Raw genomic sequence first — 26,958 nt, 5'->3', positions numbered from 1 at the left:
CGCGGCCAGCGGTCGCCATGCCACACTCGCTGTTATAGAACTCTTGCCAGAGTTATAGAACGAGGTGAGCAGAATGCGAGAAGCGACGCCACTGCGCGAGCCCGTCCCGGCAGCCGGGCTGATGGGCGAGCCGGGAGCCCGCGGCCGGTTCGGCGAGTACGGCGGCCGGTACGCGCCGGAGTCCCTGGTGGAGGCGTGCCGCGAGGTGGACGAGGCGTTCCGGCAGGCGTGGGCGGACCCGGGCTTCCGCGGCGAGCTGGCCGAACTGCTCGCGCTGCACGCCGGACGGCCGACCCCGCTGACCCCAGCCCGACGGCTGTCGGGAGAGCTGGGCGTGCGGCTCCTCCTCAAACGCGAGGACCTCACCCACACCGGCTCCCACAAGATCAACAACGTGCTGGGCCAGGCGCTGCTCGCCAGGCGGATGGGACGGCGCCGGCTGATCGCCGAGACGGGCGCGGGCCAGCACGGCGTGGCCACCGCGACCGCCGCCGCGCTGCTCGGGCTGGAGGCCACCGTCTTCATGGGCGAGCGCGACATCGAGCGGCAGGGCCTGAACGTCTTCCGCATGCGCATGCTGGGCGCCGAGGTGGTCCCGGTCACCACGGGCAGCCGCACGCTCAAGGACGCCACCAGCGAGGCCATGCGGCACTGGGTCGGCGTCACCGGCGACACCCACTACTGCGTCGGCTCGGTCATCGGGCCGGACCCCTACCCGTGGATGGTCAGGGAGTTCCAGCGGGTCATCGGCGAGGAGGCGCGCGCCCAGTTCGCGGCCGGCCAGCCGACCGGCGTCCCGGACCACGTCGTCGCCTGCGTCGGCGGCGGCTCCAACGCGGCCGGCACGTTCGCCGGCTTCGCCGGCACCACGGCGCGCCTCGTCGGCGTCGAGGCGGAGGGCGGCGCGGGGGCGGCCCGCGGCAGGCTCGGCGTCCTGCACGGCTGCCGCTCGCTGTTCCTCCAGGACGACGACGGCCAGATCGTCGAGGCCCACTCCGTCGCCGCCGGACTCGACTACCCGGGCGTCGGCCCCGAGCACGCCCACCTGCGCGAGCTGGGCCGGGCCCGGTACGTCACGGTGACCGACGAGGAGGCCGTCGCCGCGGCGCTGCGGCTGGCGCGCACCGAGGGCATCGTCCCGGCGCTCGAATCGGCGCACGCCCTGGCCTGGGTGATCCGCGCGGCCGGCGGCGAGCTGCCCGCCGGATCGACCGTCCTGATGACGCTGTCGGGCCGGGGCGACAAGGACGTCTCCGCCCTGAAGGAGCTGCTGTGACCGACATCCTGACCCCCGGCGCGGTCGAGCGCCACCTGCGTGCCCGCCGGGACACCGGCCGCGCCCTGCTCATGCCGTACATCACCGGCGGCATCACGCCCGGGTGGACGGCTTACCTGCGGGCGTTCGCCGCGGCCGGCGCGGACGCCGTCGAGGTCGGCCTGCCCTTCTCCGACCCCACGCTGGACGGCGTCACCGTCCAGCAGGCGAGCCAGGCGGCGCTGGCCCGGGGGGCGAGCACCCGCCGGATCCTCGCCGACCTCGCCGACGTGCGGGACGTGGGCGTGCCGCTGATCGCCAGCACCTACTACAACCTCGTGCTGCACGACGGGCCCGAGGCGTTCTGCGCGGCGCTCCGGCGGGCCGGCGTCGACGGCCTGATCGTGCCCGACCTGCCGGTGCACGAGGCGGACGAGCTGGCGGACGTGGCCGCCGCCGCCGGGATCGACCTGGTCCTGCTGGCCTCACCGGCGACGCCGGAGCCGAGGCTGGCCGAGATCGCGCGCCGCAGCCGCGGATTCGTCTACGCGGTGTCGCTGATGGGCACCACCGGCGAGCGGGCCACCCTGGCCGCCTCGGCGGCGGAGCTCACCGCCCGGCTCAGACGCGGCACCGACCGGCCGATCTTGCTAGGATTTGGCATTTCCACGCCTGACCAGGCGCGGGAGGCCGGCCGGCACGCCGACGGAGTGGTGGTCGGGGCCGCGGTCATGCGGCGGGTGCTCGACGGCGCCGGGCCGGACGACCTGCGGGCCTTCGTCGCGACCCTGCGGAAGGCCCTCGACCAGGAGTGACGCACCACGATGACCCCCGACGCCGGGCACGAGGCGAGATACCGCGCCATCGCCGCCGACCTCGCCGCGAAGATCCGGTCGGGCCATTACGCCCCTGGGGAGGCGCTTCCTCCGCAACGGGAGCTGAGCGCCTCCTACGGGGTCACCCTCATGACGCTGCGCCAGGCGTTGCGTGAGCTCAGCGACGAGCACCTGATCGTGCAGCGGCCCGGCAAGGGCACGTACGTGGCCCCGCCCCACCTGGCCTACCAGCTCGGCTCGCTCCGCAGCCTGGCCGACGACCTGCGGGAACAGGGCCATGACGTGCGGACCGTGGTGGCCGGGCGGGCGATGCGCCGGGCCCCCGACCGGATCGCCGCGGAGCTGCGGCTGCGTCCCGGCGACACGGCCCTGCGGCTGGAGCGGGTGCGGGAGTTCGCCGGGCGGCCGGCCGTCCATCAGGTGTCGTGGGTGCGCAGGCCGGTGGCCGACCAGATCCGCGACCGTGACTTCACCGCCGTCTCCCTCTACGCGGCGCTCGCCGACGCGGGGGTGGCGGTCGCCCGCGCGTCGGAGGTGGTCGGGCCCGGCCTGCTCGACGCCGCCGCCGCGCGCCGCCTGCACGAGCCCGAGGGCAGCGCCGTGCTGGTCAGCACCCGGATCACCTACACGCCCGACGGCGTTCCCGTCGTGTCCGACCACGCCACCATCCTGGGCACCATGATGGAGATCCGTACCGAACGGGCGGTCACCGGCCTCTCGCTCGCCTGGGGGGCCACCAGCTAGCGCCTCACCGCAGGGCGGCGACGGCCTTGTCGACGTCGTCGTGGAAGGACAGCAGGCGGGTCAGCCCCATGATCTTGAACGGGTGCTCGAGGTCCGGGCTGAGCCCGGCCAGCGCCAGGCCGGCGCCCGCGTCCTGGGCCCGCTGATGGGCGCTGACCAGCACCGAGATGCCGGTGGAGTCGCAGAACCGCAGCCCCGACATCTCGATCACCAGGCCGTCGCCCGGCGCGAGGCCGAGCTCGTCCAGGGCCTCGTGCAGGCGGGGGGAGGTGTGGTGGTCGAGGTCGCCGGCCACCGTGAGGATGCGGACGCGTCCCGAGTGGGGCCGTGAGGTGATGGTCAGACCGTGGTCGTGCTGCACTGGGGCTCCTCAGAACAGACGCCCGTCGAGCGGGCGGGGACGGACAGGGCGAGCACCGCGGTGTCGTCCGACACGCCGTCGCCGAAGGTCGTGATCAGTTCGTGCACCGTGGCCAGCAGGCCGTCGGCGCTGGTGGGGGCGGCGGCGGCCAGGTGGGCGGCCAGGCCCTCCTCGTCCAGCCTGGCCCCGGTGCCGGTGCGCGCCTCGGTCAGGCCGTCGGTGTAGAGCAGGAGGGCGTCGCCGGGCCCCAGGCGGGTGCTCACCTGGGCGAAGTACGGGTCGCGCAGGATGCCGATGAGCTGCCCGCCCTCGGGATGGACGGCCTCGACCGCGCCTGCGGCCCGCACCACCAGCGAGGGCGGATGCCCGCCGCCCGCCAGCGTGACCTCGAAGCCGCCCGCCACCGGGTCGAGCACGCCGAAGACCGCCGTGCAGTACGGCGGTGGCATGACCTGACCGGCGTGCTCCTGCTGCAGGACCGCGTCCAGGTTGGCCAGCACCGCGCACGGGTCGGGGTCGTAGACGGCGGCGGCGCGCAGGGTGTAGCGGACGAGCGAGGTCAGCACGGCCGCGTCGGCGCCCTTGCCGCAGACGTCCCCGAGGAAGAACGCCCAGCGGTTGCCGTCGAGCGGGAACAGGTCGTAGAAGTCGCCGCCGACCTCGTCCACCGAGACGGGGTGGTAGGCGGCGGCCGCGCGCAGGCCCGGCACCTCCGGCAGGGTGTGCGGGACGAGCGTCTGCTGCAGGGTGCGCGCCAGGCGCTCGGCGTCGGCGCGCAACGCGCGCTCGGTGGCCAGGGTGCGCGAGGCGGCCAGGCGCAGCGCCAGCTCGTCCATGACCAGGGCGGCCAGATCGCGCAGGGCGCTGACGTCCTCGTCCGCGGCCTGCCGGGGACGGACGTCCATGACGTTGACGCTGCCCACGCAGCGGCCGTCGGGGACGGTGATCGGGGCCGCCGCGAAGAAGCGCACGCCGGTCCCGCCGGACGGATCGGCGGCCATCGCCGGGTCGGCCGTGACGTCCGGGATCACGCACACCTCGCCCCGCGCGAGCACGGCGGCGTACAGGCTCTCCTCGCAGCCGCCGGGGAACGGGCCGGCCGGCGTGCCGTGGGCGGCCACCCGGCGCACCCCCTCGTCACCGGCGAACGTCACGGTCGCCATGGGGGCCTGGAACATGCGCGCCGCCAGCGAGGCCACCCGGTCCAGCGTCGCCTGGCCCGGCACGGCGGGGAGTTCGTGCCCCTGGAGGGCCGCCGCGCGGTGCGTGTCTTCGGCGGTGCTGACGTCCGGCTCCTTCCGCTCAGCTCCGCCGGCACGGGCGCCGAGCAGGGGCGGAGGCCCGACCCCCGGAGTGATTTGCCCTATTCTACCTACGGTCGAGGTGATACCTGACCTGCTGGTCCACGGCCGCGGCGGCATCACCGGCGCGACGCGGGGTAGGCGCGCCCGCAGCGAACGAGGGGGAGCCGGATGACACACGACGACCACGGTGAGCGGCGGCCAGCGGCGGCGGCCGGTGCCGGGATCTTCACCGTGGACGACGAGGTCGGCCGCGACCTGGCCGAGGTCGACTGGGAGGCGACCCCGCTCGGCGGTCCGGAGCGCTGGCCGCAGAGCCTCCAGACGGCGGTCAGCATCCTGCTGTCGTCCCGGTTCTCCATGTGGATGGCGTGGGGACCGGAGCTGACGTTCTTCTGCAACGCCGCCTACCGCCGCGACACGCTGGGCCAGAAGTACCCGTGGGCGCTGGGCCGGCCGGCCCGCGAGGTGTGGGCGGAGATCTGGGACGACATCGGCCCGCGGATCGACGCCGTCCTGACCACCGGGAAGGCGACCTGGGACGAGGCGCTGCTGCTGTTCCTTGAGCGGGCCGGCTACCCGGAGGAGACGTACCACACCTTCTCCTACAGCCCGCTGCGCGACGACCACGGCTCGGTGGTCGGCATGCTCTGCGTGGTCAGCGAGGAGACCGAGCGGGTCATCGGCGAACGCCGCATGGCCACCCTGCGCGATCTCGGCTCCGACCCCAGCGTGGTCCGCACCGAGCAGGAGATGCTCGCCTTCGCCTGCCGCCAGCTCGGCCGCAACCTCCGGGACCTGCCCTTCACCCTGACGTACCTGTTCGACGGCGACGGCCGGGCGCGGCTGGCCGGCTCGACCGGGCTGCCCGCCGGGCATCCGGCCGCCCCGGCCGTCGTCCCGCCCGGCGACCCGGACGCGGTGTGGCCGGTCCAGGCCCCGGCCCGCGGCGAGCCGGCGCTCGTGGCGCTCGACGCGGCCCCGTACGCCGGGCTGCCGCCGGGGGACTGGCCGGAGCCGCCCACGCACGCGCTGGTGATGCCGCTGCTGCAGCAGGGAGGCAGGCCGTACGGGTTCCTGGTGGCCGCGCTCAACCGCTACCGCGCCCTGGACGACGGGTACCGCGGGTTCGTCGAGCTGGCCGCGGGGCACGTCGCCACCGGCATCTCCTCGGCCCGCAGCTACCAGGCCCAGCAGCGGCGGGCCGAGGAGCTGGCCGAGCTCGACCGGGCGAAGACCGTCTTCTTCTCCAACATCAGCCACGAGTTCCGCACGCCGCTCACCCTGATCATGGGCCCGGTGCAGGAGTTGCGGAACACGCTGGCCGGCGCCGCCCCCGAGGTGCGCCAGGACCTGGAGGTGGTCCACCGCAACGCCCTGCGCCTGGGCAGGCTCGTCAACACGCTGCTCGACTTCTCCCGGATCGAGGCCGGCCGCATGCAGGCCCGCTACGAGCCGGTCGACCTGGCGGCGGTGACCGCCGACCTGGCCAGCGTCTTCCGTTCGGCGGTCGACAAGGCCGGCCTGTCCTTCGAGGTGGACTGCCCACCGCTGGACGAACCGGTCTACATCGACCGGACCATGTGGGAGAAGGTCGTGCTCAACCTGCTGAGCAACGCGCTGAAGTTCACCTTCGACGGCTCGATCGCCGTCCAGGTGGGCATGCGGGACGGGCAGGCCGTGGTGACCGTCTCCGACACGGGCATCGGCGTCCCGGCCGAGGAGCTGCCGCGGCTGTTCGAACGGTTCCACCGGATCGAGAGCGCCCGCTCGCGCTCCAACGAGGGCAGCGGCATCGGGCTGGCTCTCGTCCAGGAGCTCGTCGGCCTGCACGGCGGCACGATCACCGCCGAGAGCGCCGAGGACAAGGGCACGACCTTCACCATCCGGCTGCCCTTCGGCGCCGACCACCTCCCGGCCGGGAGCCTGGTGCCGGCCCGCCCGGCGGAGCCGGTCTCGTCCGGCGCCGAGCCGTTCGTGCAGGAGGCGCTGCGCTGGCTGCCCGAGGACGACGTCACCGGCGCGGGGACGTCCTCGGACGTCTCGGCGGACGGCGGCGGCTCCCAGGGGCCGAGCGCCGGCCCGCCGGCCCGGGTGCTGATCGCCGACGACAACCGGGACATGCGCGAGTACCTCGTCCGGCTGCTCAAGGGAGCCGGCTACCACGTCACCGCCGTCGGCGACGGTCTGCAGGCGCTCGACGCCGTGCACGCCGAGGAGCCCGACCTCGTGGTCAGCGACGTGATGATGCCGCGTCTGGACGGCCTGGCCCTGGTCGCGGCCCTGCGGGCCGATCCGCGTACCGCCGGGGTGCCGGTGCTGCTGCTGTCGGCGCGCGCGGGGCAGGAGGCCTCGATCGAGGGCCTGGCGGCGGGCGCCGACGACTACCTGGTCAAGCCGTTCTCCGCGGCCGAGCTGCTGGCGCGGGCGCGGGCCAACGTGGAGCTGGCGCGGCTGCGCAACCATCACACCCGCTGGCGCAACGCCATGATCGACTCCTTGCAGGAGGCATTCTTCGTGACCGACGAGGACGGCGCGGTGATCGAGATCAACTCGGCGTTCACCGACATCCTCGGCTACGGCCCCGACGGCCTGCCCTACCGGCCCCGGCACCCCTGGTGGCCGGACGAGCAGCGCGACCCGCAGGCCCACGGCCTGGTCGCCGAGGCGTTCGGCCGGCTCGTCGGCGAGGGCAGGGGCAACGCGGTCATCCCCGTCACCCACCGCGACGGGCACCAGGTGTGGGTCGCGGTCACGTTCAACTCGGTCACCGACCCCGACACCCGGCGGCGCCGCGTCGTGGGGACCCTGCGGGACGTGACCGCCGAGCACTACCTCGTGCAGCGCGAGAGCGCGCTCGCCGCGCTGGGCCTGCGCGTCTCGCAGGCGGGCAACATGAACGACGCCCTGGCCGGCGGGCTGGACGCGCTGCAGGAGGTCTGGCACGCCCGGCAGGTCGCGGCCGTCGTCTGGGACGAGGACGGCTCCCGCGGCCTGGTCGCCGCGCCGTCCGGCCCGGCCTGGCAGGACCTGCCGGAACAGGTGCGGGCCAAGCTGGCGGGCCTGCGCGAGCAGCCGCCCCTGCGGGCCGTCGCCTCCGAGACGGACGGGGCCGGCATCACCCTGGAGCACCCCGAGGGCCTGCTCGCCGTCTGGATCGACCTGGGCCAGAACCGGCCGTTCACCCACGAGGACCAGACCCTGCTGGCGCTGCTGGCCGGCCACCTGGGCCAGGCGCTGCACCGGGTGCACCAGCTCGACCAGCAGCGCGAGACGGCCGTGGCGCTCCAGCGCGCCATCCTCGGCCCGTCCCGGCTGCCCAGCGGCTTCGCCGTGCGCTACGAGCCCGCCACCAGCCCGCTGGAGGTCGGCGGCGACTGGTACGACATCGTGCCGCTGTCCGGCGAGCGCATCGGGATCGTCGTCGGCGACTGCGTGGGGCGCGGGCTGGAGGCCGCGGCCGTCATGGGACAGCTGCGCAGCGCCTGCCGGGCCCTGCTGCTCCAGGACGCCGGGCCCGCCCAGGTGTTCACCGCGCTCGACCGGTTCGCCGCCCTCATCCCGGGCGCCAAGTGCACCACCGCCTTCTGCGGCGTCCTGGACACCGCCACCGGCGACCTCGTCTACTCCAGCGCCGGCCATCCCCCCGGCATCCTGGCCCACGCGGACGGCAGCACCGAGCTGCTGGAGGGCGGCCGCTCGACCCCGCTGGCCGTACGGTCGGCCCGCGGGCGCACCGAGGCCAGGTGCACCATGCCGCCCCGGTCCACCCTGCTGCTCTACACCGACGGCCTGGTCGAGCGGCGGCGGCGTCCGCTGACCGCGGGCATCGGCGAGGCCAGCACCGCCGTCCAGGTCGGGCGGTCCACCCCGATCGAGGAGCTGGCCAGCGACGTCATGTCCTCCCTCGCCCCGGACGGCGGCTTCAACGACGACGTCGCGCTGCTGCTCTACCGCCAGCCCGCCCCGCTGGAGGTGGACTTCCCGGCCGAGTCGAGCCAGCTCGCCCCCGTGCGCTCGGCCCTGCGGGAGTGGCTGGCCCGCTGCCAGCTCACCCCTTCGCTGGTGCAGAACGTGCTCGTGGCGGCGGGGGAGGCGTGCGCCAACGCGATCGAGCACGGCCACCGCAACGCCCCCGGCCGGACGATCCGCCTGCGGGCCGTCGCCACCCCCGGCGACCTGCGGCTCACCGTCGCCGACACCGGCCGCTGGAAGCCTCCGGAGCCGGAGGCGAACCCGCACCGGGGCCGGGGCGTGGCGCTCATGCGCGCCCTGATGAACGAGGTCACCATCGAACCCGGCGCGGCCGGTACCACCGTCGACATGCAAGCGAGGATCAGCTCATGACCACCCCTCTGACCCTTGCGGCCTCGACGCGGCCGGACGGCACCCAGGTCCTGGCCGCCGCCGGCGAGATCGACATGAGCAACGCCGGAGCCCTGGAGGAGGCGCTGGCCCGAACCGGCGACAGCATGGTGCTCGTCGACCTGAGCGAGGTGGAGTACCTGGACAGCGCGGGCCTGACCGTGCTGTTCACGCACGCCTCGCGGATCCGGCTCGTCGCCAACCCGGTGCTCGAACCCGTCCTGACGATCGCCGGCTTCGCCGACGTCGCCGCCATCCAGGAGATCACGTACGTCGACCCGTCCCAGGACGGCCACAGCGCCTGAACGCCGCCGGCCGCGCTTCCTGGACACGCCCTGGCCCGAGGCGGGGATCACGCGTCCCGCTCGTCCCGCCAGCCGCCGGGTTCGGGATGGTAGCCGTAGGCGGCGGCCCGCACCGTGTCCTCGTCCTCCAGCCCGGAGCCGATCGTGCCGCCGACGGTGGCCAGTGAGCTGATGATCCAGGCCAGCTTCAGATAGTCGGTGAGATCGACCGGCCGCTGCAGGTTCTCTGCCAGCACGGAGGTGTCGATCAGCAGCGCCGCGACGAGTGTCGTTCCGGCGAACAGCACCAGATAGGACACCGCGGCGGCCAGGGTGAGGGTGAGGACCGTGCCCAGGTTGAACAGCCGGGCCAGCTCGGCCGGTGTCTCCCGGTCTGATTTCTCCCACAGGTCGTGCGCGATGATCAGCCAGGTCACCAGCGCGGTCAGCCCGAGAAACATGATCACGGTGAGGCGGAGTCCGCCGAGCGCGTCACCCATCTCCCAGATGGTGTTGGTGGTGAGCGCGAACGCGGCCGTGGCGAAGGCGCCGACCAGGAGTTTGGACAGGCCCAATAGGGCGCGCCCCGGGCGGTTGGCCCGGATCATTCCGGTCAGCAGCCGCACCCGGCCGGCCAGCCGCGAGGCGAGGTAGCCCAGCTCCCCGGCTTCGGCCTCGCCGACCACCCGGTGAATGGCGGCGACCTGGGCGGCCAGTTCGGCCGGTGCCCGGTCGGCCGGCGGCACCCGCTCCTCGGAGGCGTCAGTGAGCAGCCGGCGCACGAGGCCCGGGATGGCGGCGCGGAGCGCTCGCAGCTGGCACAGCCCCAGCGCGGGCAGGGACACCGCCGCGACGCGGCGCCGGCCGGACGTCTGCGCGACCAGCGGCACCCGCTCGGTGTGCAGCGGCAGGTCGGTCAGGCAGATCGCGACGTCCCACCGGGCGTCGGCGCGCCGGCGGGCGAGATCGTCGAGCAGCGCCTCGACACCGCCGTCGCGGCGCGGCGCCACGTCACCCCAGCCTGCCCGGACGGTCCACCGCACGTGCGGGTCCACCTGCTCGGCGAGCCGGTCGGCCAGCTCGGCGGCGAGCCGCGCGACCACCTGCGCCGGATAGTCCGGCGGGGTCGCCACGAGCCCGACGACGATCTCCGGCCGATGCCGCTCACTGATGGCCATGAGCGCTCCTCGCCGGTAGCCGGGTGGACCCCGGGACCGAATACCCACAGTCGCGCGGCACATGCATTGTGTATCGGGTGATGCCTCGGCCTCGTCGCCGGCGAACGTGCGTCCGTCGCTGTCCGCGCCGACGCTGCTTCCGGCGATCTCGCCGATCTCGACATCGGTGGCGTTCGGGCTCGACGTGCCGGCACGACATGGCGACGTCCGGTCCGTCGTGGACGGCCATCCAGACGACCTCCACCTTCAATGCCTGAATCCGCTGGTGTCAGCCGTTTTGTCGGGGGCAAGGGACGCGGGGGCGTCAGCAGACCGGGGGCCGCCTGCGGCGTACGCATAAACCACTGCAACCTGCGTTAGGACACATGATGACCGACAAATTCGCCCGTGCGCTCGGGTGGGCCAGCCTCGCGCTGGGCGCGGCGCAACTGGGGGCACCACGGGCCGTGACCCGCCTGTGCGGCGTCGACGACGCGCCCGGGGCCGCGGCCGTCGCCAGGCTCGTCGGCGGGCGCGAGCTCCTGCACGCCGCGCTGCTGCTCGGCGCCAAGAACCCCGCCCAGTGGGTGTGGACCAGGGTCGCCGGCGACACGATGGACCTCGGCGTCCTGGGCCGGGCCGCCGCCGGCCGCACCGGCGCCCGCCGCACCCGCGCGCTGGCCGCGCTCGGCGCCGTCGCCGGCCTCACCGCCCTGGACGCCGCCTGCGCCCGGCGCGGCACCGCCAGGGCCAAGGGCCCGCTCCAGGTGCGCGCCTCCATCACCATCAACAAGCCCCGCGACGACGTCTACCGCTTCTGGCGCGACCTGGAGAACCTGCCCACGTTCATGGGCCACCTGGACTCGGTGCGCACCATCAACCAACGCCACTCCCGCTGGAAGGCCAAGGGCCCGATCATCGACCTGGAGTGGGAGGCCGAGATCATCGACGAGCGGTTCGGCGACCTGATCGCCTGGCGGTCGGTTCCCGGCACCGGCATCGCCACCGCCGGCCTGGTCAGCTTCACCGACGGCCCCAGCGGGCACGGCACGGTCGTGGACGTCTCCCTGGAGTACGGCGCGCCCGGCCGCAAGCTCGCCGCCGCCGTCGCCCGCATGTTCGGCGAACACCCCGAGCAGCAGCTCCGCGACGACCTGCGCCGCTTCAAACAGGTCATGGAGACCGGCGAGGTAGTCCGCTCCGAGGGCAGCCCCGAGGGCCACCGCGCCCGGCGCCGGCTCCACCAGCGTCCCGCACAACCGATCGGAGGACGGGCATGAAGGCCAACGTGTGGGCGGGCCGCAACCGCCTGGAGATCCAAGACGTCCCGGACCCGCAGATCCTCAACGCGCGTGACGCGATCGTCCGCGTCACCTCGACCGCGATCTGCGGCTCCGACCTGCACCTCGTGGACGGCTACATCCCGACCGTCAAGAAGGGCGACATCCTCGGCCACGAGTTCATGGGCGAGGTCGTCGAGGTCGGCCCCGGCGTGCGCAACCTGCACGTCGGGGACCGCGTCGTGGTGCCGTTCCCCATCGCGTGCGGGGCCTGCTTCGCCTGCGAGGCCGAGCTGTACTCGCTGTGCGAGAACTCCAACCCCAACGCGGGCATGGCCGAGAAGCTGATGGGCCACGCGCCCGCCGGGATCTTCGGGTACTCCCACATGCTGGGCGGCTTCGCCGGCGGGCAGGCCGAGTACGTGCGCGTCCCGTTCGCCGACGTCGGCCCCATCAAGATCGAGGACGACCTGACCGACGAGCAGGTGCTGTTCCTGTCGGACATCTTTCCGACGGGCTTCATGGGTGCGGAGATGTGCGACATCAAGCCGGGCCAGACCATCGCGATCTGGGGCGCGGGGCCGGTCGGGCAGTTCGCCGCGGCCAGCGCGTTCCTGCTCGGCGCCGAGCGGGTCATCGTCATCGACCGGTTCCCGTACCGGCTGCGGCGGGTCCAGCGCACCGGCGCCGAGGTGCTCAACTACGAGGAGGTGAACGTGCTGGACGCACTGCGCGACATGACCGGCGGGCGCGGCCCCGACGCCTGCATCGACGCCGTCGGCATGGAGGCCCACCACCCGACCCCCGCCATGTACGCCTACGACCGCACCAAGCAGGCCGCCCGGATGGAGACCGAGCGGCCGTACGCGCTGCGCGAGGCCATCATGGCCTGCCGCAACGGCGGCGTCGTCTCCGTCATCGGCGTCTATGGCGGATTCGTTGACAAGTTCCCGATGGGCGCCGTCATGAACCGGTCGCTGACCATCCGCACCGGACAGTGCCACGTGCAGCGCTACACCGAGCCGCTGCTGCAGCGGATCCGCGCGGGCGAGATCGACCCGAGCTTCGTCGTCTCGCACCGCATGCCGCTCAGCGAGGCGCCGCGCGGGTTCGAGCTGTTCAAGCACAAGCAGGACGAGTGCAACAAGGTCGTCCTCACTCCGTAAGGCTGCCTTCGTGGCCCAGAGCCGGTTCCGCCCGATTCCCGCGGTGGCCCGCCGCTCCGCCAAGGCGGCGGAGCGGCGCAGGAACCGTCCGGATCAGCGCGGGCGAAGGGCTGTGGGATCGGGGCGTTCAGGCGGGGTAGGCGTGCGTCTCGGTGGCCTTGACGGAGGCCCAGATCCGCTGGCCGGGGGTCAGGTCGAGGTCGGCGACGGCGGCCGGGGTGATGTCGGCGAAGGCCGTCAGGGGGCCGTCGAGGTGCACGCGCACGTTGTCGCCGTGCCGTTCGATGCCCCCGATCCGGGCTTGCCACAGGTTGCGCGGGCTGCCGTCGGGGCGGCTGCGGTACAACGCCACGGCCGCGGGCGGGAAGGCCACGAACGCCGGCCCGTCGAACTCTTCGGACGTGTGCAGCAGCACCCCGCCGACCTTGACCCGCACGCCCTCGGCCACGCCGCGATAGAGGTTGAGCCCGACCAGGCGGGCCACGTAGTCGGTGCGCGGATGGCGGGCGACCTCGGCCGGCGGGCCCTCCTGCACGACCGTGCCGTGCTCGATGACGATCAGCCGGTCGGCCAGCACCATCGCGTCGAGCGGGTCGTGGGTGACCAGCACGGTCGCGCCCTCGAAGTCGGCCAGATGGCGGCGCAGCTGGGAGCGGATCTCCAGCCGGGTGTGGGCGTCGAGCGCGGCCAGCGGCTCGTCCAGCAGCAGCAGCTCGGGCCGTACGGCCAGCGCGCGGGCGAGGGCAACCCGCTGCGCCTGCCCGCCGGACAGCCGCCGCGGCCTGGCGGCGGCGTGGGCGGCGAGGCCGACCCGCTCCAGCAGCGCGGCGGCCGTCCGGCGGGCCTCGGCCTTGGGCACGCCCTGGCAGCGCGGCCCGAAGGCGACGTTGTCCAGCGCCGACAGGTGCGGGAAGAGCAGGTAATCCTGGAAGACCATGCCGATCGGGCGGCCCTCGGCGGGCAGCGTGTGCAGCGGCGCGCCACGCAGGCTGATGTGCCCAGCGGTCATCGGGGTGAGCCCGGCCAGGGCGCGCAGGGCGGTGGTCTTGCCGGCGCCGTTGGGGCCGAGCAGCGCCACCACCTCGCCGGCGGCGACCCGCAGCGAGACGTCGAGGGTGAAGGCCGGCCGGGTGACCACCAGACGGGCGTCGAGGGTCACGGCGCGCTCACCCACCGGTCGCGCAGGCTGGCCAGGATGACCACCGAGACGGCCAGCAGCACCAGGCTGAGCACGATCGCCGCCTCCGGCTCGGTCTCCAGCGCCAGGTAGACCGCCAGCGGCATCGTGCGGGTGGTGCCGGGGAAGTTGCCGGCGAACGTGATCGTCGCCCCGAACTCGCCCAGCGCCCGTGCCCAGCACAACACGGCCCCGGCCACCACGCCCGGCATCACCATGGGCAGCGTCACCCGGCGGAACACCGTCCAGCGGGAGGCGCCGAGCGTCGCGGCGGCCTCCTCGAAGCGCTGGTCGGCGCCGCGCAGCGCGCCCTCCACGCTGATCACCAGGAAGGGCATCGCGACGAACGCCTCGGCGACGATCACACCGGCCGTGGTGAACGGCAGCGTGACGCCGAAGGCGGACTCCAGCCACTGCCCGGCCAGGCCGCGCCGCCCCAGCACCAGCAGCAGCGCCACGCCGCCGACCACCGGCGGCAGCACCAGCGGCACGGTGACCAGCGCGCGCACCAGCCGCCGCCCCGGGAACGACACCCGCGCCAGCAACCAGGCCAGCGGCACGCCGAGCAGCAGGCAGAAGGCCGTGGCGACGGTGGCGCACAGCAGCGACAATCGCAGCGCCTCCAGCACGTGCGGCTCGGCCAGCCGCTGGAGCAGCGTGGACCAGGGGGCCCGGATCAGCAGCCCGGCCAGCGGCAGCACCAGGAACGCCAGCCCCGCCAGCGCGGGCACGACCAGCATCCACGGCGCCCGCCCCGAGATCTCACGGCCCGACATCTCACGGCCTGCTACCTCACGGCCCGAGACCTCGGGGCCCGCGGCCGGACGCCCGGCGGGCGGGTCCGCCGGGCCCGGACGCCGGGAGCGTGCGCTCACGCGGCCTCGAAACCGGCCTTGGCCAGGACGTCCTTGCCCTGCTGGGACAGCACCAGGTCGACGAACTGCTTGGCCAGGTCGCCGGCCGGGGCCCTGGTCAGGGCCGCGATCGGGTAGTCGTTGATCGCCTGGGCGGCCTCGGGGAAGTCGATGCCGGTCACCTTGCCACCGGAGGCGATCACGTCGGTGCGGTAGACCAGCGCGGCGTCCACCTCGCCCAGCTGCACCTTGGTGAGGGTGGCCTTGACGTCCTGTTCCAGGGTCACCGGCGTGACCTTGAGACCGGCCGCGCCGAGCGCCTTGACCGCGGCGGCCCCGCACGGCACCTGCTCGGCGCAGAGCGCCACCTTCACCGCGGGGTCGGCCAGGTCCTTCAGCTCGTCGACCTTGGCCGGGTTGGCGGCGGGCACGGCGATCTGCAGCTTGTTGCGGACGAACGTGGCCGGGGCGCCCGCGAGGGAGGCGTCGGTGACCGTCTTCATGGTGGCCGGGCTGGCGGCGGCGAACACGTCGGCGGGGGCGCCCTGGACGATCTGCTGGGCCAGGGTGGCGCTGGAGCCGAAGTTGAACCTCACCGTCGTTCCCGGATGGGCGTTCTCGAAGCTCTTGCCGAGCTCGGTGAACGTGCCGGTCAGCGAGGCCGCCGCGAACACCGTCACCTCCCCGGCGCCCCTGCCGGCGGACGAGGCGGGAGCGGACGAGGCGGACGTGGCCGGCGCGCCCGAGCCGCAGCCGGCCAGGCCGGCCAGCGCGAACGCAACGGGCAGGGCGATCGACCATCGGGAAAGACGCCTGAACACCAAGGGGGTCTCCTCACACCTGACTGGCCACGCGCTCGTGGCCGGGGATCTCCACGACGACGTTGGTGGACTTGATCACGGCGACCGCCACCACCCCCACCTGCAGGCCCAGCTCGTCGGCCGCCTGCCGGCTCATCAGCGACACCACGCGAAACGGCCCGGCGGCGATCTCCACCTGGGCCATCACCGCGTCGCGGATCACCTCGGTCACGATGCCGCGGAAGCGGTTGCGCGCCGAGGAGCGGCCGCCCTCGCCGTCGGACTCGATCTGCGAACGGGCGAAGGCCGCCAGGTCGGCGCCGTCGACCCGCCGGTGGCCGTGCTCGTCGCGCTCGGCCGCCAGCCGGCCCGCGTCGACCCACCGCCGGACGGTGTCGGAGCTGACCCCGAGCAGCGCCGCGGCCTCGCTGATCCGGAACGTCGTCACAAGCCCACACCCTACCTTCCGCATAATCCACCCTGAAGCCCAATTTGGCTACGCAACAGCGACACGATCGCCGGGCATGCCATCGCATTCACGAGAGCATGTCCGGCGCCCGCGCCCGGTCACCGCCGCCGGACCATCTTCCCGCCCCCGATCAGCGCCGCGTGACGCTCGCCGGCGACCTGTGGACAACGGCCGCCACGGCAAGTGCCACGACCACCAGCAGGGCGCTGACCCACAGCGCCGACCGGTAGCCGAGCCCGGCGGCGATGGCCGCGCCGCCGAGCGCCGGGCCCGCGGTGGCCCCCACGTTGAGCGCCGCCGTGGCGAAGGAGCCGCCGAGCGAGGGCGCCGCGGCGGCTGCGTACAGGACGCGGGCGATCAAAGTCGAGCCGACCGCGAAGGACAGCGCGCCCTGGACGAAGACCAGCACGAACGCCGCGGCCGGAACGCCCGCCGCGGCCGCGAACAGCGCCCACCCGGCCGGCAAGGCGAGCCCGCCCGCGACCAGCACCAGCGCCGGCCGCGCGTCCGACAGCCGGCCCGCGGCGGTCACCCCGGCGAACGACCCCAGCCCGAACAGCGCGAGCAGCACCGGCACCCACCCCTCGGAGACGCCGCTCACCTCGGTGAGCAGCGGCGACAGGTAGGTGAAGGTGCCGAAGGTGGCGGCGTTGACCAGCGCGCCCAGCGCCAGCGCGACCAGCAGGCGCGGCTCGCGCAACGCCCGCAGCTCGTGCCGGGCGCGCGGACGGGCGCTCTCCTGCCCGCCGGCCGGCACCGACCGCACGACCGCGACGACAGCCGGCAGCGACACCAGCGCCACCGCCCAGAACGCCGACCGCCAGCCGAACGCCTGGCCGAGCACGGCGCCCGCGGGCACCCCGGCGACGCACGCCAGCGTGATCCCGCCGAGCAGGACGGACGTTGCGCGGCCCTTGGCGTCGGGGGCGGCCATGCCGGCCGCCGTCGCCAGGCCCACGGCGAGGAAACCGGCGTTGGCCAGCGCCCCGAGGACGCGGGTGGCCAGCAGCACGGCGAAGTCGGTGGTGAGCGCGCCCGCCACGTGCACGAGCACGAAGGCGACGAGGAAGACGAGCAGCGCCTGCCGGCGTGGCCAGCGCAGGCTGAGCAGCGCCATGAGCGGCGCCCCGACGACCATGCCCGCGGCGAACGCGGACGTCAGCGCGCCCGCGGCCGGGACGGAAACGCCCAGGTCGGCGGCGATGGCCGGAACCAGCCCGGACAGCATGAACTCCGACGTTCCCTGGGCGAACACGGCCAGCCCGAGAACGTAGATGGCGAAAGGCACGAGCGGTACTCCAAAAAGCAGCACGAAGGAACGCGGCGCGCCGGCGGCACAGCGGGGCGCGGGCGCTACCGCGAGGAGGGAAGGCCCGGGTTCGACGCCACGACGGTGGCGGAACAGCCGGGAGAAACCGGTCCGTACGAAGGTGATCGGATGCCGGAAGGGCGCGCGGTCTCAGGGACGGCGCGGCCGCAGGACATCACGAGAAGCCACCGACGATCGGTGGCTAGCGTCTTGACGCTTCGGGACCGGACACGCGCCACACCCTAGCCGGAGATCATGGAAGCCGTCCACCGGGTTCCCGCGCGGCCGGTCACGCGGTCTCGGCGCTGAGTGCCTCGGCCACGGGCCGGCGGGCGGCCAGCCGGGCGGGCAGGGCGACGAACGCCGCGGTCGCCAGGAGGGTGGCCGGCACGGCGGCGGCCAGCCATGAGAAGGGGGCCTGCACCGAGTTCCCGGCCGCGAAGAGCGAGAGCAGGCCGAGACCCAGGGGGACGCCGATGACGGCGCCGGGCAGGCTGGGCAGCAGCTGGGCGCTGGACAGGCCCGCGGCGACCTGCCCGGGGGTGGCGCCGAGCGTGCGGGCGACGGCCATGGTGGCGCGCGCCTCCATGGCGGTGGTCCAGGTGAGCGTGACGGTGTTCACGACGGCCAGGACGATCAGCAGGGCGGTGACGGCGAGCATCAGCCGGCGGTCCTGCTCGCCGCGCAGGTTGGGCAGCACGGAGGAGCCGTCCAGGCCGTAGCCCCGCTCGGGCTGGACGTGGAGGGTCAGCAGGGCGACCATCGCGATCACCGTGGTGGCGGTGGAGCACGCCTGGAGCACCGCCCGGCCGGGACGGCGGGCGGTCAGCCGCAGCCCGAGCAGGAGCGGCGTGGGCAGCAGTGCCGACAGGGCCGTGATCAGGGGCCGGTGACGGGGTGGGCGCGCGGTCGCGGACAGCGCCGTGACGGTGGCCGTCCGCATGGCGCGCAGCGTGGGACGCAGCGTGGACAGCACCGCGACCGCCACGGCCAGGACGGTCGCGGCGACCACGACGGAGCCCCCCAGCTCGGCCGCGTCGCCGATCCGGCTGGCCGTGGGGCCGGCCAGGGCGGGCGCGGCCAGGCGGGCGATCGTCAGCCCCAGCGCGTCGCCGGCCAGCGCGAGCGCCAGGTACTCGGTGAGCAGGACGGTGGCGATCAGGCCAGGGGTGGCGCCGACGGCCTTGAGCAGCCCGGCCCGGCGCGTCTGAGCGGCGGCGCGCCCGGCGGCCAGCGCCGCGACCCCGGTGACGGCCAGGAAGCTGAGCAGCCAGCTCCCGACCACCAGGATCGGCTGGCTGTCCTTGAGGATGACGGTGTCCTGCTCGGCCGTGAACTGCCAGGAGTGGAAGTTGACCCGCAGCTCCGGGTCGCGGTGCGCGTCGCGGAACGCCTCGGTGGCGGCGGGGTCGCGCAGCCTGAGGTCGATGGCCGTGGTGACCGGCAGGCGCCGGGCGGAGGCCAGCGTCCGGGCGTCCGAGCTGGTCAGCCAGGCCAGGCCGGCGTAGTCGCTGGGGCCGCCGCCCGGCCCGATCTGCGCCGCCCAGGGGTAGACGGAGGTGGCCGCGGTGACGGCGATCCCGACGACGGGGTACGGCCGGCCGGCGATGGTGACCCGGTCGCCGACGCCGACGTCCAGGGCGGTGGCGAAGCCGCGTTCGAGGACGGCGCCGCCGGGGCGCACCCACCGGCCCGAGGTCACCAGCGGCCGGTTGACCGGGCCGGGCCGCTCGGCGAAGCCGTGCACCACCACCTGGGACGACGTCGAGCCGCGCGCGGTGAGGTCGGCGTAGACGATGCGGTAGGGGCCGTGGTGGGCGGCCACCTCGGGGGCGTCGGCCAGCGAGGCCAGGGCGGAGGTCGCCGCCCGGCCCGAGCCGCCGGACAGTGCCACCACGTCCGGTCCGGCGGTGGCCGCGCGGGTCTGCTCGTACAGGGAGCGGCTGGCGTCGCCCAGGGACAGGCCCAGGGCCATCGTCGCGGTGGCCACGGTCACCGCGAGCAGCAGCATCGCGGCCTGGACGCGGTGCCGCCGCACGTCGGCCAGCACCAGCCGGGTGACGAGCACGACGGTGCCCATGGCGTTCAGTCCTCCAGCCCGATCAGGCCGCCCAGCCCCCGCGGGCGGGCGGCGGCCAGGTGGGTGTCGTCGACGAACATGCCGTCGCGCATCGAGACCAGCCGGTCGGCCGTCGCCGCCACCCGCTCGTCGTGCGTGACGATCACGAGGGTCTGCCCGGCGGAACGCAGCTCGCCGAAGATCCTCAGCACGTCGAGGGTGGCGGCGGTGTCGAGGTTGCCGGTGGGCTCGTCGGCCAGCACCACCAGCGGGTCGTTGACCAGCGCGCGGGCGACGGCGACGCGCTGGCGCTGGCCGCCGGACAGTTGCGAGGGCAGGTGCCGGGCGCGGGCGGCGAGCCCGACCCGGTCCAGCAGCGCGTGGGCGCGCCGCCTGGCCTGGCGGCGTGAGCGGCCGGCCAGCAGCGCGGGCAGCTCGACGTTCTCGGCCGCCGACAGCTCCTCCACCAGGTGGAACGCCTGGAAGACGAACCCGACCGACCGGCGTCGCAGGCGGGCCAGGGCCCGCTCGCTCAGCGTGTCGACGCGCCGGCCGGCCAGCCACACCTCTCCGCCGGTGGGCCGTTCCAGGCCGCCGAGCAGGTGGAGCAGGGTGGACTTCCCGCAGCCGCTCGGGCCGGTCACCGCCAGCGTCTGCCCCTGGGGGACCTCCAGGTCGACCTCGTCCACCGCGCGGACCCGGCTCTGCCCCTGGCCGTGCGTCTTCACCAGGCCGCGGGCCCGTAACACGTTCATGCGCCCTCGTCTTCGTCTTCGGCCCCGGACCAGCTGCGCTCGCAGGCGTCCAGCCAGCGCAGGTCGGCCCGCAACCGCAGCACGACCCCCTCCAGCAGCAGGCCGGCGGGTGAGCCGGACGGTTCGTCCAGCGCCGCCCGCTGGACCTCGCGCAGGCGGCGCAGCAGCTCGCGGCGCTGCGCCGCGACCAGCTCGACCGGGTCGGCCAGCCGGGCCGCGGCCGCGGCGGCGAGTTTGAGATGGAACTCGGCCAGGTCCGGTTTCGGCCAGCCGACCTCGGCGAGCCAGGCGGCCACCCGGCGCTGGCCGTCGGGGGTCAGCGCGTAGACCTTGCGGTCGGGCCGCTCGGGGAGGCCGTCGGCCCGTTCGCAGGCGACGAGCCCGGCCTTCTCCAGCCTGGCCAGGGTCACGTAGATCTGACCCGGGTTCATCGACTCGCCCAGCGGGCCGAGGCTGTGCCGCAGGCGGGCGCGCAGGTCGTAGCCGTGCGACGGCTCCTTGGCGAGCATCGCCAGCACCGCGTCCTGCACGGCCCCACCCCCTAACGGTTAGCCAATAGATAGCGGTTATCCGTAGGAGGTGTCAAAACCTACGGGGACGGGCGCGGCCTGATCATCCACAGGCCCAGGCCGTACATCGCCAGGCCGAGCAGGACGAACCCGGCGGCGACCGGATAGCGCAGCCCGGCCGGCATGTACGTGGCCAGGAACCAGGAGTGGCGCAGCATGTCGTCGGAGACGAAGACGGCCGCGAGGATGCCCTGCGGCACCAGCGGGATCGCGCCGAGGCCGAAGCACCACCAGGTGACCATGCGCTGCGTCGTGGACAGCCGGTCGAAGCGGGAGGCCACGGCGGGCTGCTGCCTGCGGCCGGTGCGCATCAGGTCCAGCAGCTCGGGGCCCTGCGCGCGCAGGCGGCGTTCGGCGAGCAGGCCGAGGCCCCAGACGCACAACGCCCCCGTCAGGACGCCCACGGCGACCCCGGCCCAGCCGTACCGGAGGACGACCAGCGCCGCGGGCAGCCCGGTGAGGGCCACCAGGGCGAGGGGCAGGTAGGCCAGCCCGGTCAGGCCGCTGTCGTCCTCGCTGGTGCGCAGCGGGTTGCCGGCGCGGCGGTGCGGGTCGGTGCCGGGCACCAGCCCGTACACCGAGATCAGCGGCACCAGCCCGGCCGCGCCGCCCAGCACGGCCGCCAGCAGCGCCAGGACCAGCGGCCACGGACCGCCGGTGATCGCGGTGAACGCCACGGTCAGCACGGCCGCCACCGGCGTCTGCGCTGTCAGCCACGCCAGTTGCCGGCCGCGCACGTCGCTCGCGCCGGGGGTCATCAGGGTCAGCCAGAGCGCGGTGCCGTCGGCGCCGTACTGGTTGGCGGCCATGGCCGCGGCCATCACGACGAAGATCGGGCCCGCGTAGGGCAGCATGCCGTTCCAGCCGACGACCAGCGGGACGGCCGCGAAGCAGACGGCGTACGACAGCGCGAACGTGAGCTGGTGGTTGCGCACCAGATCACGTGACCAGGTGCGCAGCTCCTTGGCGACGATCGACCGGCCGGGGAAGCAGGGAGCACCGAATGTCCCACGAGCCATCGCGCCGTGCCCTGCTGACGGTGGCGGCCCTGCTGACGGGCGCTTCGCGTTCTGCTCCGCCTTCAAGGCCCTGGCCGCGGCGGCGGTCCTGCACCGCAACCCGCTCGGCCACCTGGACGACCGCATCACCTACACCTGGGCCGACATCGACTCCGTCTCACCGATCACCCGGCGGCACGTCGTCACCGGCATGGCCGTCCGGCAGCTCTGCGACGCCGCCATCCGGCACAGCGACGGCACCGCGGGCAACCTGCTGATGCGTGACGCCGGCGGCCCGGCCCGGCTCACCGCCTCCCTGCGCGGGCTGGGCGACCGGGTCAGCCGCATCGACCACTACGAGCACGGCACGCCGCCCAGGGAGGCGCTGATCGCCGAGGCCACCCGGGTGATCGTCGCCTCGCTCACCTGACCAGCCCGAACCGGGTGGTGACGGCCCGCAGCCCCTCGATCACGTCGGCGGCCGAGGGCGCGGCCTGCGGGTCGTTGAGCCACTGGGCCATCACCCCGAGCAGCAGCGCGAGCTGCACCGAGCCGACGGCGCGCACCTCGCCGTCGCCGATCGCCTCCTCCGGCACCCCGGTGAGCTGCGCGGCCATGCCCCGCCGCCCCTCGCGCTGACCGGCCACGAGCTGCTCGCGCAGCTCCGGCGAGTGCTCCGCCTGGACCAGCGCCTCCAGGTTGGCCAGCCACAACGTGCGGTGCTCGTTGATCGAGCCGATCAGCTGCGCCCACAGCGCCTCGAAGCTCTCGGCGGGTGACCTGCCGGGGTCGTCGAGGGCGGCCAGGGCCGCGCCGACCTTCTCTCCCCATTCGCCCATGGCCTCGACCAGGGCCGCGTTGAGCAGCGCCTCACGCGAGCCGAAGTGGTAGCCGATGGCCGCCATGCTCACGCCCGAGGCCGTGGCGATGTCGCGGACGGTGGTGCGGCCCCAGCCCTTCTCCTCCAGGCAGCGCCGCGCCCCGGCCAGCAGGTCTTCGCGATTTCCCATGGCCGGAAGCCTAGCACGCACGCCTTAGACGCCCGTCTTGCGCGTTTGCCCAAATCTGCGTACGGTGTGGAGCGTTCACCGACGAAAGAGGACATGGCAATGCGCATCCTGATCTCCGGCGGCAGCGTCGCCGGCCCCGCCCTGGCCTACTGGCTGCACCGTCACGGCCACCAGGTCACCGTCGTCGAGCGCGCCCCGGCCCCGCGCGGCGGCGGCGCGGCCATCGACTTCCGCAGCTCGGCCCTGGACGTGCTGGACCGCATGGGCCTGCTGGCCGAGATGCGCCGGCACGCGACCACGATGACCTCCATGACGCTGGTCGACGAGGCCGGCGACGCGCTGGCGGTGCTGCCCGCCGACGCGATCTCCGGCGAGCTGGAGGTGCTCAAGTCCGACGTCACGAAGGTCCTGTACGAGGCCACCCGCGACACCGTCGAGTACCTGTTCGACGACACCGTCACCGCGCTCGACCAGGACGCGGCGGAGGTGCGGGTGCGGTTCGAGAAGGCCGCGCCGCGCACGTTCGACCTGGTGGTCGGCGCCGACGGGATGCACTCCAAGGTGCGCGCGCTCGCCTTCGGCCCCGAGTCGCGCTACGTGCGCGACCTCGGCATCTACGGCGCGCTGTTCACCACCGGCAACATCCTGGACCTGCGGGACGCGGGCCTGATGCACAACACCCCCGGCCGCAGCGCCCTGGCCTTCACCGCCCACGGCAACACCGAACTGCGGGTCGGCCTGTCGTTCGCCGCCGACGACCTGGTCTACGACCGGCGCGACCGCGCCCAGCAGGAACGCCTGGTGGCCGAGCACTACGCGGGAGCGGGCTGGCAGGTGCCCAGGCTGCTGGCGGCCATGCGGGAGGCCGAGGAGTTCTTCTTCGACTCCTCCGGCCAGGTCGTGATGGACACCTGGACGAACGGCCGGGTCACGCTGCTGGGCGACGCGGCCTACTGCGCGGCGCCGACCTCCGGCCGCGGCACCTCACAGGCCCTGATCGGCGCGTACGTGCTGGCCGGGGAGCTGGCCGAGGCGCCCGACCACGCCGCGGGCCTGGCCGCCTACGAGCACCGGATGCGCGACTACGTCGAGCGCAACCAGCGGCACGGCCGGGCCGCGGCCCGCTGGTTCTTCGGTGCGCCGGACGAGCCCATGCCGGACGACGTCGACGACACGGTCCCGCTCAAGGAGTACGCGCTCTGAGGCCGTGGCCGAAGACCCCGGCGGCTCAGAGCCAGCCCGCGTCGCGGGAGATGCGGATGGCGTCGATGCGGTTGCGCCCGCCGACCTTGCTGATCGCGTTCGACAGGTAGTTGCGCACGGTGGCCTGCGACAACGAGAGCTGGGTGGCGATCTGCGCGGTGCGGATGCCGGACGCGGCGGCGCGCAGCACCTCGGTCTCCCGGGCGGTGAGCGGGCTGCTGCCGGTCTCCAGGGCGGCGGCGACCAGCTCGGGGTCGATCACCCGTTCGCCGCGGGCGATGCGCCGGATGCCGTCGGTCAGGGTCTGGGCGGGGGCGTCCTTGACGATGAACCCCCGCGCGTGCACCTTCAGCGCGCGCAGCAGGTTCCCCGGCTGGCTGAGCCCGGTGAGCACGAGCGTGCGGCAGTCCGGCAGCCGCTGCGACAGCTGCTCGGCGGCCGACAGGCCGTCCAGGCCGGGCATGTCGATGTCGAGCACCGCGACGTCCGGGCGCACCCGGAGGGCGGCGGCCAGCACCTCGTCGCCACGCTCGATCTCGGCCACGACCTCCATGTCGTCCTCCAGCGAGAGCAGGGCGACCAGGGCCGAGCGGATCATGTGCATGTCCTCGGCGATCAGTACGCGGATCACGGGCCTTCCTCGGGAACCTCGACCGACAACCGGAAACGGCCGTCGTGGACGGCGGTGGACGACGAGCCGGACGCCGCGCGGGCGCGTTCGGTCACCCCGGCGAGCCCCGACCCCGGCCGCCCGACGCCGCGCACGCCGTCGTTGACGATCTGCAACCGTACCCTGCCGCCGCCGCGGGCCACGGTGATCGCGCAGGTCGTGGCCTCGCTGTGCCGCAGCAGGTTGGTGGTGCCCTCGCGGATGGCCCACGCCAGCGCGTCGTGGGCCGGGCCGGACAGCGGCGGCAGCGCGGCCACGTCGAGCCGGGTGCCCACCCCGGCCGCGCCGAGCAGGGCCGCCGCGCCGTCGATCTCGGTGCGCAGCGACACGGCCAGCTCGTCGCGGGTGATCGCGCGCACGTCCCTGAGGGCGTCGCGGGCGACTCCGGTCAGGCTCTCGATCTCGGCACGGGCCGCGCCGGCGTCCTTGACGAGCAGCCGCAGGGCCAGGTCGCCCTTGAGGGAGATGGCCGACAGGCTCTGGCCGAGCAGGTCGTGCAGGTCGCGCGAGACCCGGACGCGTTCCTCGCCGACCGCGGCCGCGGCCAGCTCGGCCCGGGTGGCCTCCAGCTCCTCCAGCAGCAGCACCAGGCGGGCCCCGGCGACCAGCGCCCCGCCGAACACGATCAGGCCGAGCACGGGGTAGACGGCCAGCAGGAGGGCGTGCGGGACCGTGTCGCCGTCGTGCAACATCTGCGCCACCTCCAGCGCGGCGGGGTGCAGGACCTGCGCGACGGCGGCCACCGCCCGCGCCGGGCCGCGCAGCAGCATGACGATCGAGGCCAGGGCGAAGATGGTCATGCCCTCCCACTGCGTGGCGAGCCACCACAGGGGCAGGTTCGCCAGCAGCAGGAGCGCCGCCAGGGTCCAGGGCCAGCCCGCCGGACGCGCGCCGCGGGCGGCGGCCAGGCTGTGGCGGAGCTGGAGCGCGAGGGCCACCAGGACGCCCAGTCCCGCCAGGACGGGGTTCCCGGGCGGCCCCTCCATGCCCATGCCGATGTAGACCGGCACCTGCGCGGCCAGCGGGACGTGCAGCGCGACGAACGGCCGGTGCGGATGCCGCAGCACCCAGGCCGGCGGGATCTGCGCGGTCATGCCGGCACCTCGATCGTCTCGGTCACGTCGTCGGCGCGGACCTCCAGCAGCACCCGACCGCCCGCGACGGTGGCGGCGATCGTGCAGGCGCGCACGCCGTCGGCGCGCAGCAGGCGCGTGACGGTGGCGCGCAGGGCCGCGCGCGGGCCGGGCGGGATCGTCTCCGGGACGCCCTGTCTGGGCAGTTCCAGGCGGGTCGGCACGCCCGCCGCCGACAGCAGCGTGGCGGCCGTCTCCAGTTCGGCCCGCAGCGACGGCTGCCGGTAGCCGCGCACCCGCCGTCTGGCCTCGGCCAGCGTGCGGCGCGAGTCGTCGGCGAGCTGGGCGAGCTCCGCCGCCAGCCCGGGGGCGGGGCCAGGGCTGTTTCCAGTGGTCAGGGCCGCCGCCGCGCGTTCGCCGCGGGCGGCGATCGACTCCAGCGCGCCGCCGAGCGTGCGGCGCAGGTCGTCGTCGATGCGCCGCCGCTCCTGCGCGACCGCCTGCTGGGCCAGCGCCTCCCTGGCCGCCTGCAGCCGGGTCAGCGCCGCGGCGAGCCAGACGAGCAGCAGCAACGCCCCGCCGCCGCACAACACCGAGAACGCCGGCCACGACGCGACCTGCCACGGCAGGCCCAGCAGCAGCGCCACCGGCGCGGCCGCCGCCACCAGAATGACGCAGGCCAGGTACGACCACCGCGCCGGCAGCACCAGCACGGCCGACACCACGAGCCCCGCGTACGCCCGCGGCCACATGTTCCCGGCCAGGGGCGTCACGCCGAGCACGACGACGGCCATGACCGCGAACGTCCAGCGACCGGCCGGCGGCCGGCGGGCGTGGGCGGCGTACCAGACGTGGCGCAGGTGCAGGGGGAGGTAGGCCGCGGTCGCGGCCAGGCTCCACAGCCCGGTGCGGCTGTCGTTGCCCTCGTAGCCGAACGACAGCGTCACCTGCAGCAGCGGCAGCAGGGCGCTGCACACGACGGCGACGACCGGCGCCAGCCGGACGACGCGGCCGGACCGCCAGAACTCCGCCTTGTCCGCCACCCTGCCCACCACCCGTCGACGTTCCCCGGCTGACCAGGGTAGGCCGCCCGGCCGGACGGCGGCGCGGCCCGGCCGCCGGGGCCGGACCACGGTGAGCGGCAGGGTCATGAGGGGTCGTCGCCGCCTTCCTCGGGGGATGTCGAGGGACTCAGCCTGCACCCGGAGGACGGCGGCGAACAGATGCAGATGTCATCGGTCGGCCCGTGAGATTCGCGGCGGG

The 26,958-nt window shown here is 74.5% G+C and carries 25 protein-coding genes; 9 read left to right on the top strand and 16 right to left on the bottom strand.

The genetic code is table 11. The features are described from left to right. Positions 1–73: 73 nt before the first annotated feature. The 3 genes from trpB to AB0C33_RS13605 are packed head-to-tail and all read left to right on the top strand — an operon-like array spanning position 74 to position 2,835. Entirely contained in the window at positions 74–1,276 is a 1,203-nt protein-coding gene (gene trpB / locus AB0C33_RS13615) for a tryptophan synthase subunit beta (protein ID WP_358286928.1), read from the top strand. Then, positions 1,273–2,070: a tryptophan synthase subunit alpha gene (gene trpA / locus AB0C33_RS13610; protein ID WP_358286926.1), complete on the top strand. Its 798-nt coding sequence runs from the start codon at positions 1,273–1,275 to the stop codon at positions 2,068–2,070. Before trpB ends, trpA begins: the two co-directional genes overlap by 4 nt. Positions 2,071–2,079: 9 nt before the next feature. Beyond that, positions 2,080–2,835, top strand: a complete 756-nt coding sequence (locus AB0C33_RS13605) for a GntR family transcriptional regulator (protein ID WP_358286924.1) — start codon at positions 2,080–2,082, stop codon at positions 2,833–2,835. 4 nt (positions 2,836–2,839) lie between these two features. Here the strand turns inward: AB0C33_RS13605 and AB0C33_RS13600 are convergent, their stop codons facing one another. Together AB0C33_RS13600 and AB0C33_RS13595 are read right to left on the bottom strand one after the other, a co-directional pair. Then, positions 2,840–3,196, bottom strand: coding sequence for an STAS domain-containing protein (locus tag AB0C33_RS13600; RefSeq protein ID WP_358286922.1), 357 nt, complete (start codon positions 3,194–3,196; stop codon positions 2,840–2,842). Beyond that, the gene (locus AB0C33_RS13595) at positions 3,175–4,422 is read right to left on the bottom strand and encodes a GAF domain-containing SpoIIE family protein phosphatase (protein ID WP_358286920.1); all 1,248 of its coding nucleotides are present in this window, start codon (positions 4,420–4,422) and stop codon (positions 3,175–3,177) included. Before AB0C33_RS13595 ends, AB0C33_RS13600 begins: the two co-directional genes overlap by 22 nt. A 246-nt stretch (positions 4,423–4,668) precedes the next feature. Here AB0C33_RS13595 and AB0C33_RS13590 point away from each other — a divergent pair, with 246 nt between their 5' ends. Together AB0C33_RS13590 and AB0C33_RS13585 are read left to right on the top strand one after the other, a co-directional pair. Continuing rightward, entirely contained in the window at positions 4,669–8,844 is a 4,176-nt protein-coding gene (locus tag AB0C33_RS13590; RefSeq protein ID WP_358286918.1) for a SpoIIE family protein phosphatase, read from the top strand. Next, positions 8,841–9,167: an STAS domain-containing protein gene (locus AB0C33_RS13585; protein WP_358286916.1), complete on the top strand. Its 327-nt coding sequence runs from the start codon at positions 8,841–8,843 to the stop codon at positions 9,165–9,167. Before AB0C33_RS13590 ends, AB0C33_RS13585 begins: the two co-directional genes overlap by 4 nt. Before the next feature lie 47 nt (positions 9,168–9,214). Here the strand turns inward: AB0C33_RS13585 and AB0C33_RS13580 are convergent, their stop codons facing one another. Further along, entirely contained in the window at positions 9,215–10,324 is a 1,110-nt protein-coding gene (locus tag AB0C33_RS13580) for a hypothetical protein (RefSeq protein WP_358286914.1), read from the bottom strand. Positions 10,325–10,689: 365 nt separating this feature from the next. On the opposite strand from AB0C33_RS13580, the gene AB0C33_RS13575 reads away from it, so the two are divergent. Together AB0C33_RS13575 and AB0C33_RS13570 are read left to right on the top strand one after the other, a co-directional pair. After that, positions 10,690–11,583 carry an SRPBCC family protein gene (locus AB0C33_RS13575; RefSeq protein ID WP_358286912.1) on the top strand — a complete coding sequence of 298 codons (894 nt, stop codon included), beginning with the start codon at positions 10,690–10,692 and terminating at the stop codon, positions 11,581–11,583. Continuing rightward, positions 11,580–12,749, top strand: a complete 1,170-nt coding sequence (locus tag AB0C33_RS13570; protein ID WP_358286910.1) for a zinc-dependent alcohol dehydrogenase — start codon at positions 11,580–11,582, stop codon at positions 12,747–12,749. The genes AB0C33_RS13575 and AB0C33_RS13570 overlap by 4 nt, the downstream gene beginning before the upstream one ends. A gap of 127 nt (positions 12,750–12,876) precedes the next feature. On the opposite strand, the gene AB0C33_RS13565 is transcribed toward AB0C33_RS13570, so the two are convergent. The 9 genes from AB0C33_RS13565 to AB0C33_RS13525 form a co-directional block, all read right to left on the bottom strand. Further along, positions 12,877–13,923 (bottom strand): ABC transporter ATP-binding protein, encoded by a 1,047-nt coding sequence (locus AB0C33_RS13565; RefSeq protein ID WP_358286908.1) that lies wholly within the window; start codon positions 13,921–13,923, stop codon positions 12,877–12,879. Next, the gene (locus AB0C33_RS13560; RefSeq protein WP_358286907.1) at positions 13,905–14,702 is read right to left on the bottom strand and encodes an ABC transporter permease; all 798 of its coding nucleotides are present in this window, start codon (positions 14,700–14,702) and stop codon (positions 13,905–13,907) included. Before AB0C33_RS13560 ends, AB0C33_RS13565 begins: the two co-directional genes overlap by 19 nt. 95 nt (positions 14,703–14,797) lie before the next feature. Beyond that, complete coding sequence (gene modA / locus AB0C33_RS13555) at positions 14,798–15,601, bottom strand: molybdate ABC transporter substrate-binding protein (protein ID WP_358286905.1); 804 nt, start codon at positions 15,599–15,601, stop codon at positions 14,798–14,800. A gap of 13 nt (positions 15,602–15,614) precedes the next feature. Further along, positions 15,615–16,028: a helix-turn-helix transcriptional regulator gene (locus tag AB0C33_RS13550; RefSeq protein WP_357979097.1), complete on the bottom strand. Its 414-nt coding sequence runs from the start codon at positions 16,026–16,028 to the stop codon at positions 15,615–15,617. 151 nt (positions 16,029–16,179) lie between these two features. After that, complete coding sequence (locus AB0C33_RS13545) at positions 16,180–17,337, bottom strand: Cmx/CmrA family chloramphenicol efflux MFS transporter (protein ID WP_358286903.1); 1,158 nt, start codon at positions 17,335–17,337, stop codon at positions 16,180–16,182. Positions 17,338–17,647: 310 nt separating this feature from the next. Further along, positions 17,648–19,438 (bottom strand): FtsX-like permease family protein, encoded by a 1,791-nt coding sequence (locus tag AB0C33_RS13540; protein WP_358286901.1) that lies wholly within the window; start codon positions 19,436–19,438, stop codon positions 17,648–17,650. Between the two features lie 5 nt (positions 19,439–19,443). Beyond that, complete coding sequence (locus tag AB0C33_RS13535; protein ID WP_358286899.1) at positions 19,444–20,172, bottom strand: ABC transporter ATP-binding protein; 729 nt, start codon at positions 20,170–20,172, stop codon at positions 19,444–19,446. Next, positions 20,169–20,702 carry a PadR family transcriptional regulator gene (locus AB0C33_RS13530; RefSeq protein ID WP_358286897.1) on the bottom strand — a complete coding sequence of 178 codons (534 nt, stop codon included), beginning with the start codon at positions 20,700–20,702 and terminating at the stop codon, positions 20,169–20,171. The genes AB0C33_RS13535 and AB0C33_RS13530 overlap by 4 nt, the downstream gene beginning before the upstream one ends. 59 nt (positions 20,703–20,761) lie before the next feature. Continuing rightward, a complete protein-coding gene (locus AB0C33_RS13525; protein WP_358286895.1) occupies positions 20,762–21,676 on the bottom strand; it encodes a hypothetical protein in 915 nt (304 codons plus the stop codon). A gap of 16 nt (positions 21,677–21,692) precedes the next feature. Between AB0C33_RS13525 and AB0C33_RS13520 the strand changes: the two genes are divergently transcribed. Next, the gene (locus AB0C33_RS13520) at positions 21,693–22,169 is read left to right on the top strand and encodes a serine hydrolase (protein ID WP_358286893.1); all 477 of its coding nucleotides are present in this window, start codon (positions 21,693–21,695) and stop codon (positions 22,167–22,169) included. Here AB0C33_RS13520 and AB0C33_RS13515 read toward each other — a convergent pair. Beyond that, a complete protein-coding gene (locus tag AB0C33_RS13515) occupies positions 22,162–22,749 on the bottom strand; it encodes a helix-turn-helix domain-containing protein (RefSeq protein WP_358286891.1) in 588 nt (195 codons plus the stop codon). The genes AB0C33_RS13520 and AB0C33_RS13515 overlap by 8 nt on opposite strands. A gap of 99 nt (positions 22,750–22,848) precedes the next feature. On the opposite strand from AB0C33_RS13515, the gene AB0C33_RS13510 reads away from it, so the two are divergent. After that, a complete protein-coding gene (locus tag AB0C33_RS13510; RefSeq protein WP_358286889.1) occupies positions 22,849–23,952 on the top strand; it encodes an FAD-dependent monooxygenase in 1,104 nt (367 codons plus the stop codon). A gap of 25 nt (positions 23,953–23,977) precedes the next feature. Here the strand turns inward: AB0C33_RS13510 and AB0C33_RS13505 are convergent, their stop codons facing one another. From AB0C33_RS13505 to AB0C33_RS13495, 3 genes are read right to left on the bottom strand one after another with little or no spacing between them, the layout of a single operon-like run. Then, positions 23,978–24,583 (bottom strand): response regulator transcription factor, encoded by a 606-nt coding sequence (locus AB0C33_RS13505; protein WP_358286887.1) that lies wholly within the window; start codon positions 24,581–24,583, stop codon positions 23,978–23,980. Beyond that, the gene (locus tag AB0C33_RS13500; protein ID WP_358286885.1) at positions 24,580–25,716 is read right to left on the bottom strand and encodes a histidine kinase; all 1,137 of its coding nucleotides are present in this window, start codon (positions 25,714–25,716) and stop codon (positions 24,580–24,582) included. The genes AB0C33_RS13505 and AB0C33_RS13500 overlap by 4 nt, the downstream gene beginning before the upstream one ends. Continuing rightward, the gene (locus AB0C33_RS13495; RefSeq protein WP_358286883.1) at positions 25,713–26,738 is read right to left on the bottom strand and encodes a hypothetical protein; all 1,026 of its coding nucleotides are present in this window, start codon (positions 26,736–26,738) and stop codon (positions 25,713–25,715) included. The genes AB0C33_RS13500 and AB0C33_RS13495 overlap by 4 nt, the downstream gene beginning before the upstream one ends. Positions 26,739–26,958 lie beyond the last annotated feature (220 nt).

The sequence above is a fragment of the Nonomuraea sp. NPDC048881 genome (genome assembly GCF_040649795.1).
Taxonomy (GTDB): domain Bacteria; phylum Actinomycetota; class Actinomycetes; order Streptosporangiales; family Streptosporangiaceae; genus Nonomuraea.
Note: the sequence above shows the minus strand (reverse complement) of the source record. Positions and strands in the feature narration are given on the sequence as shown.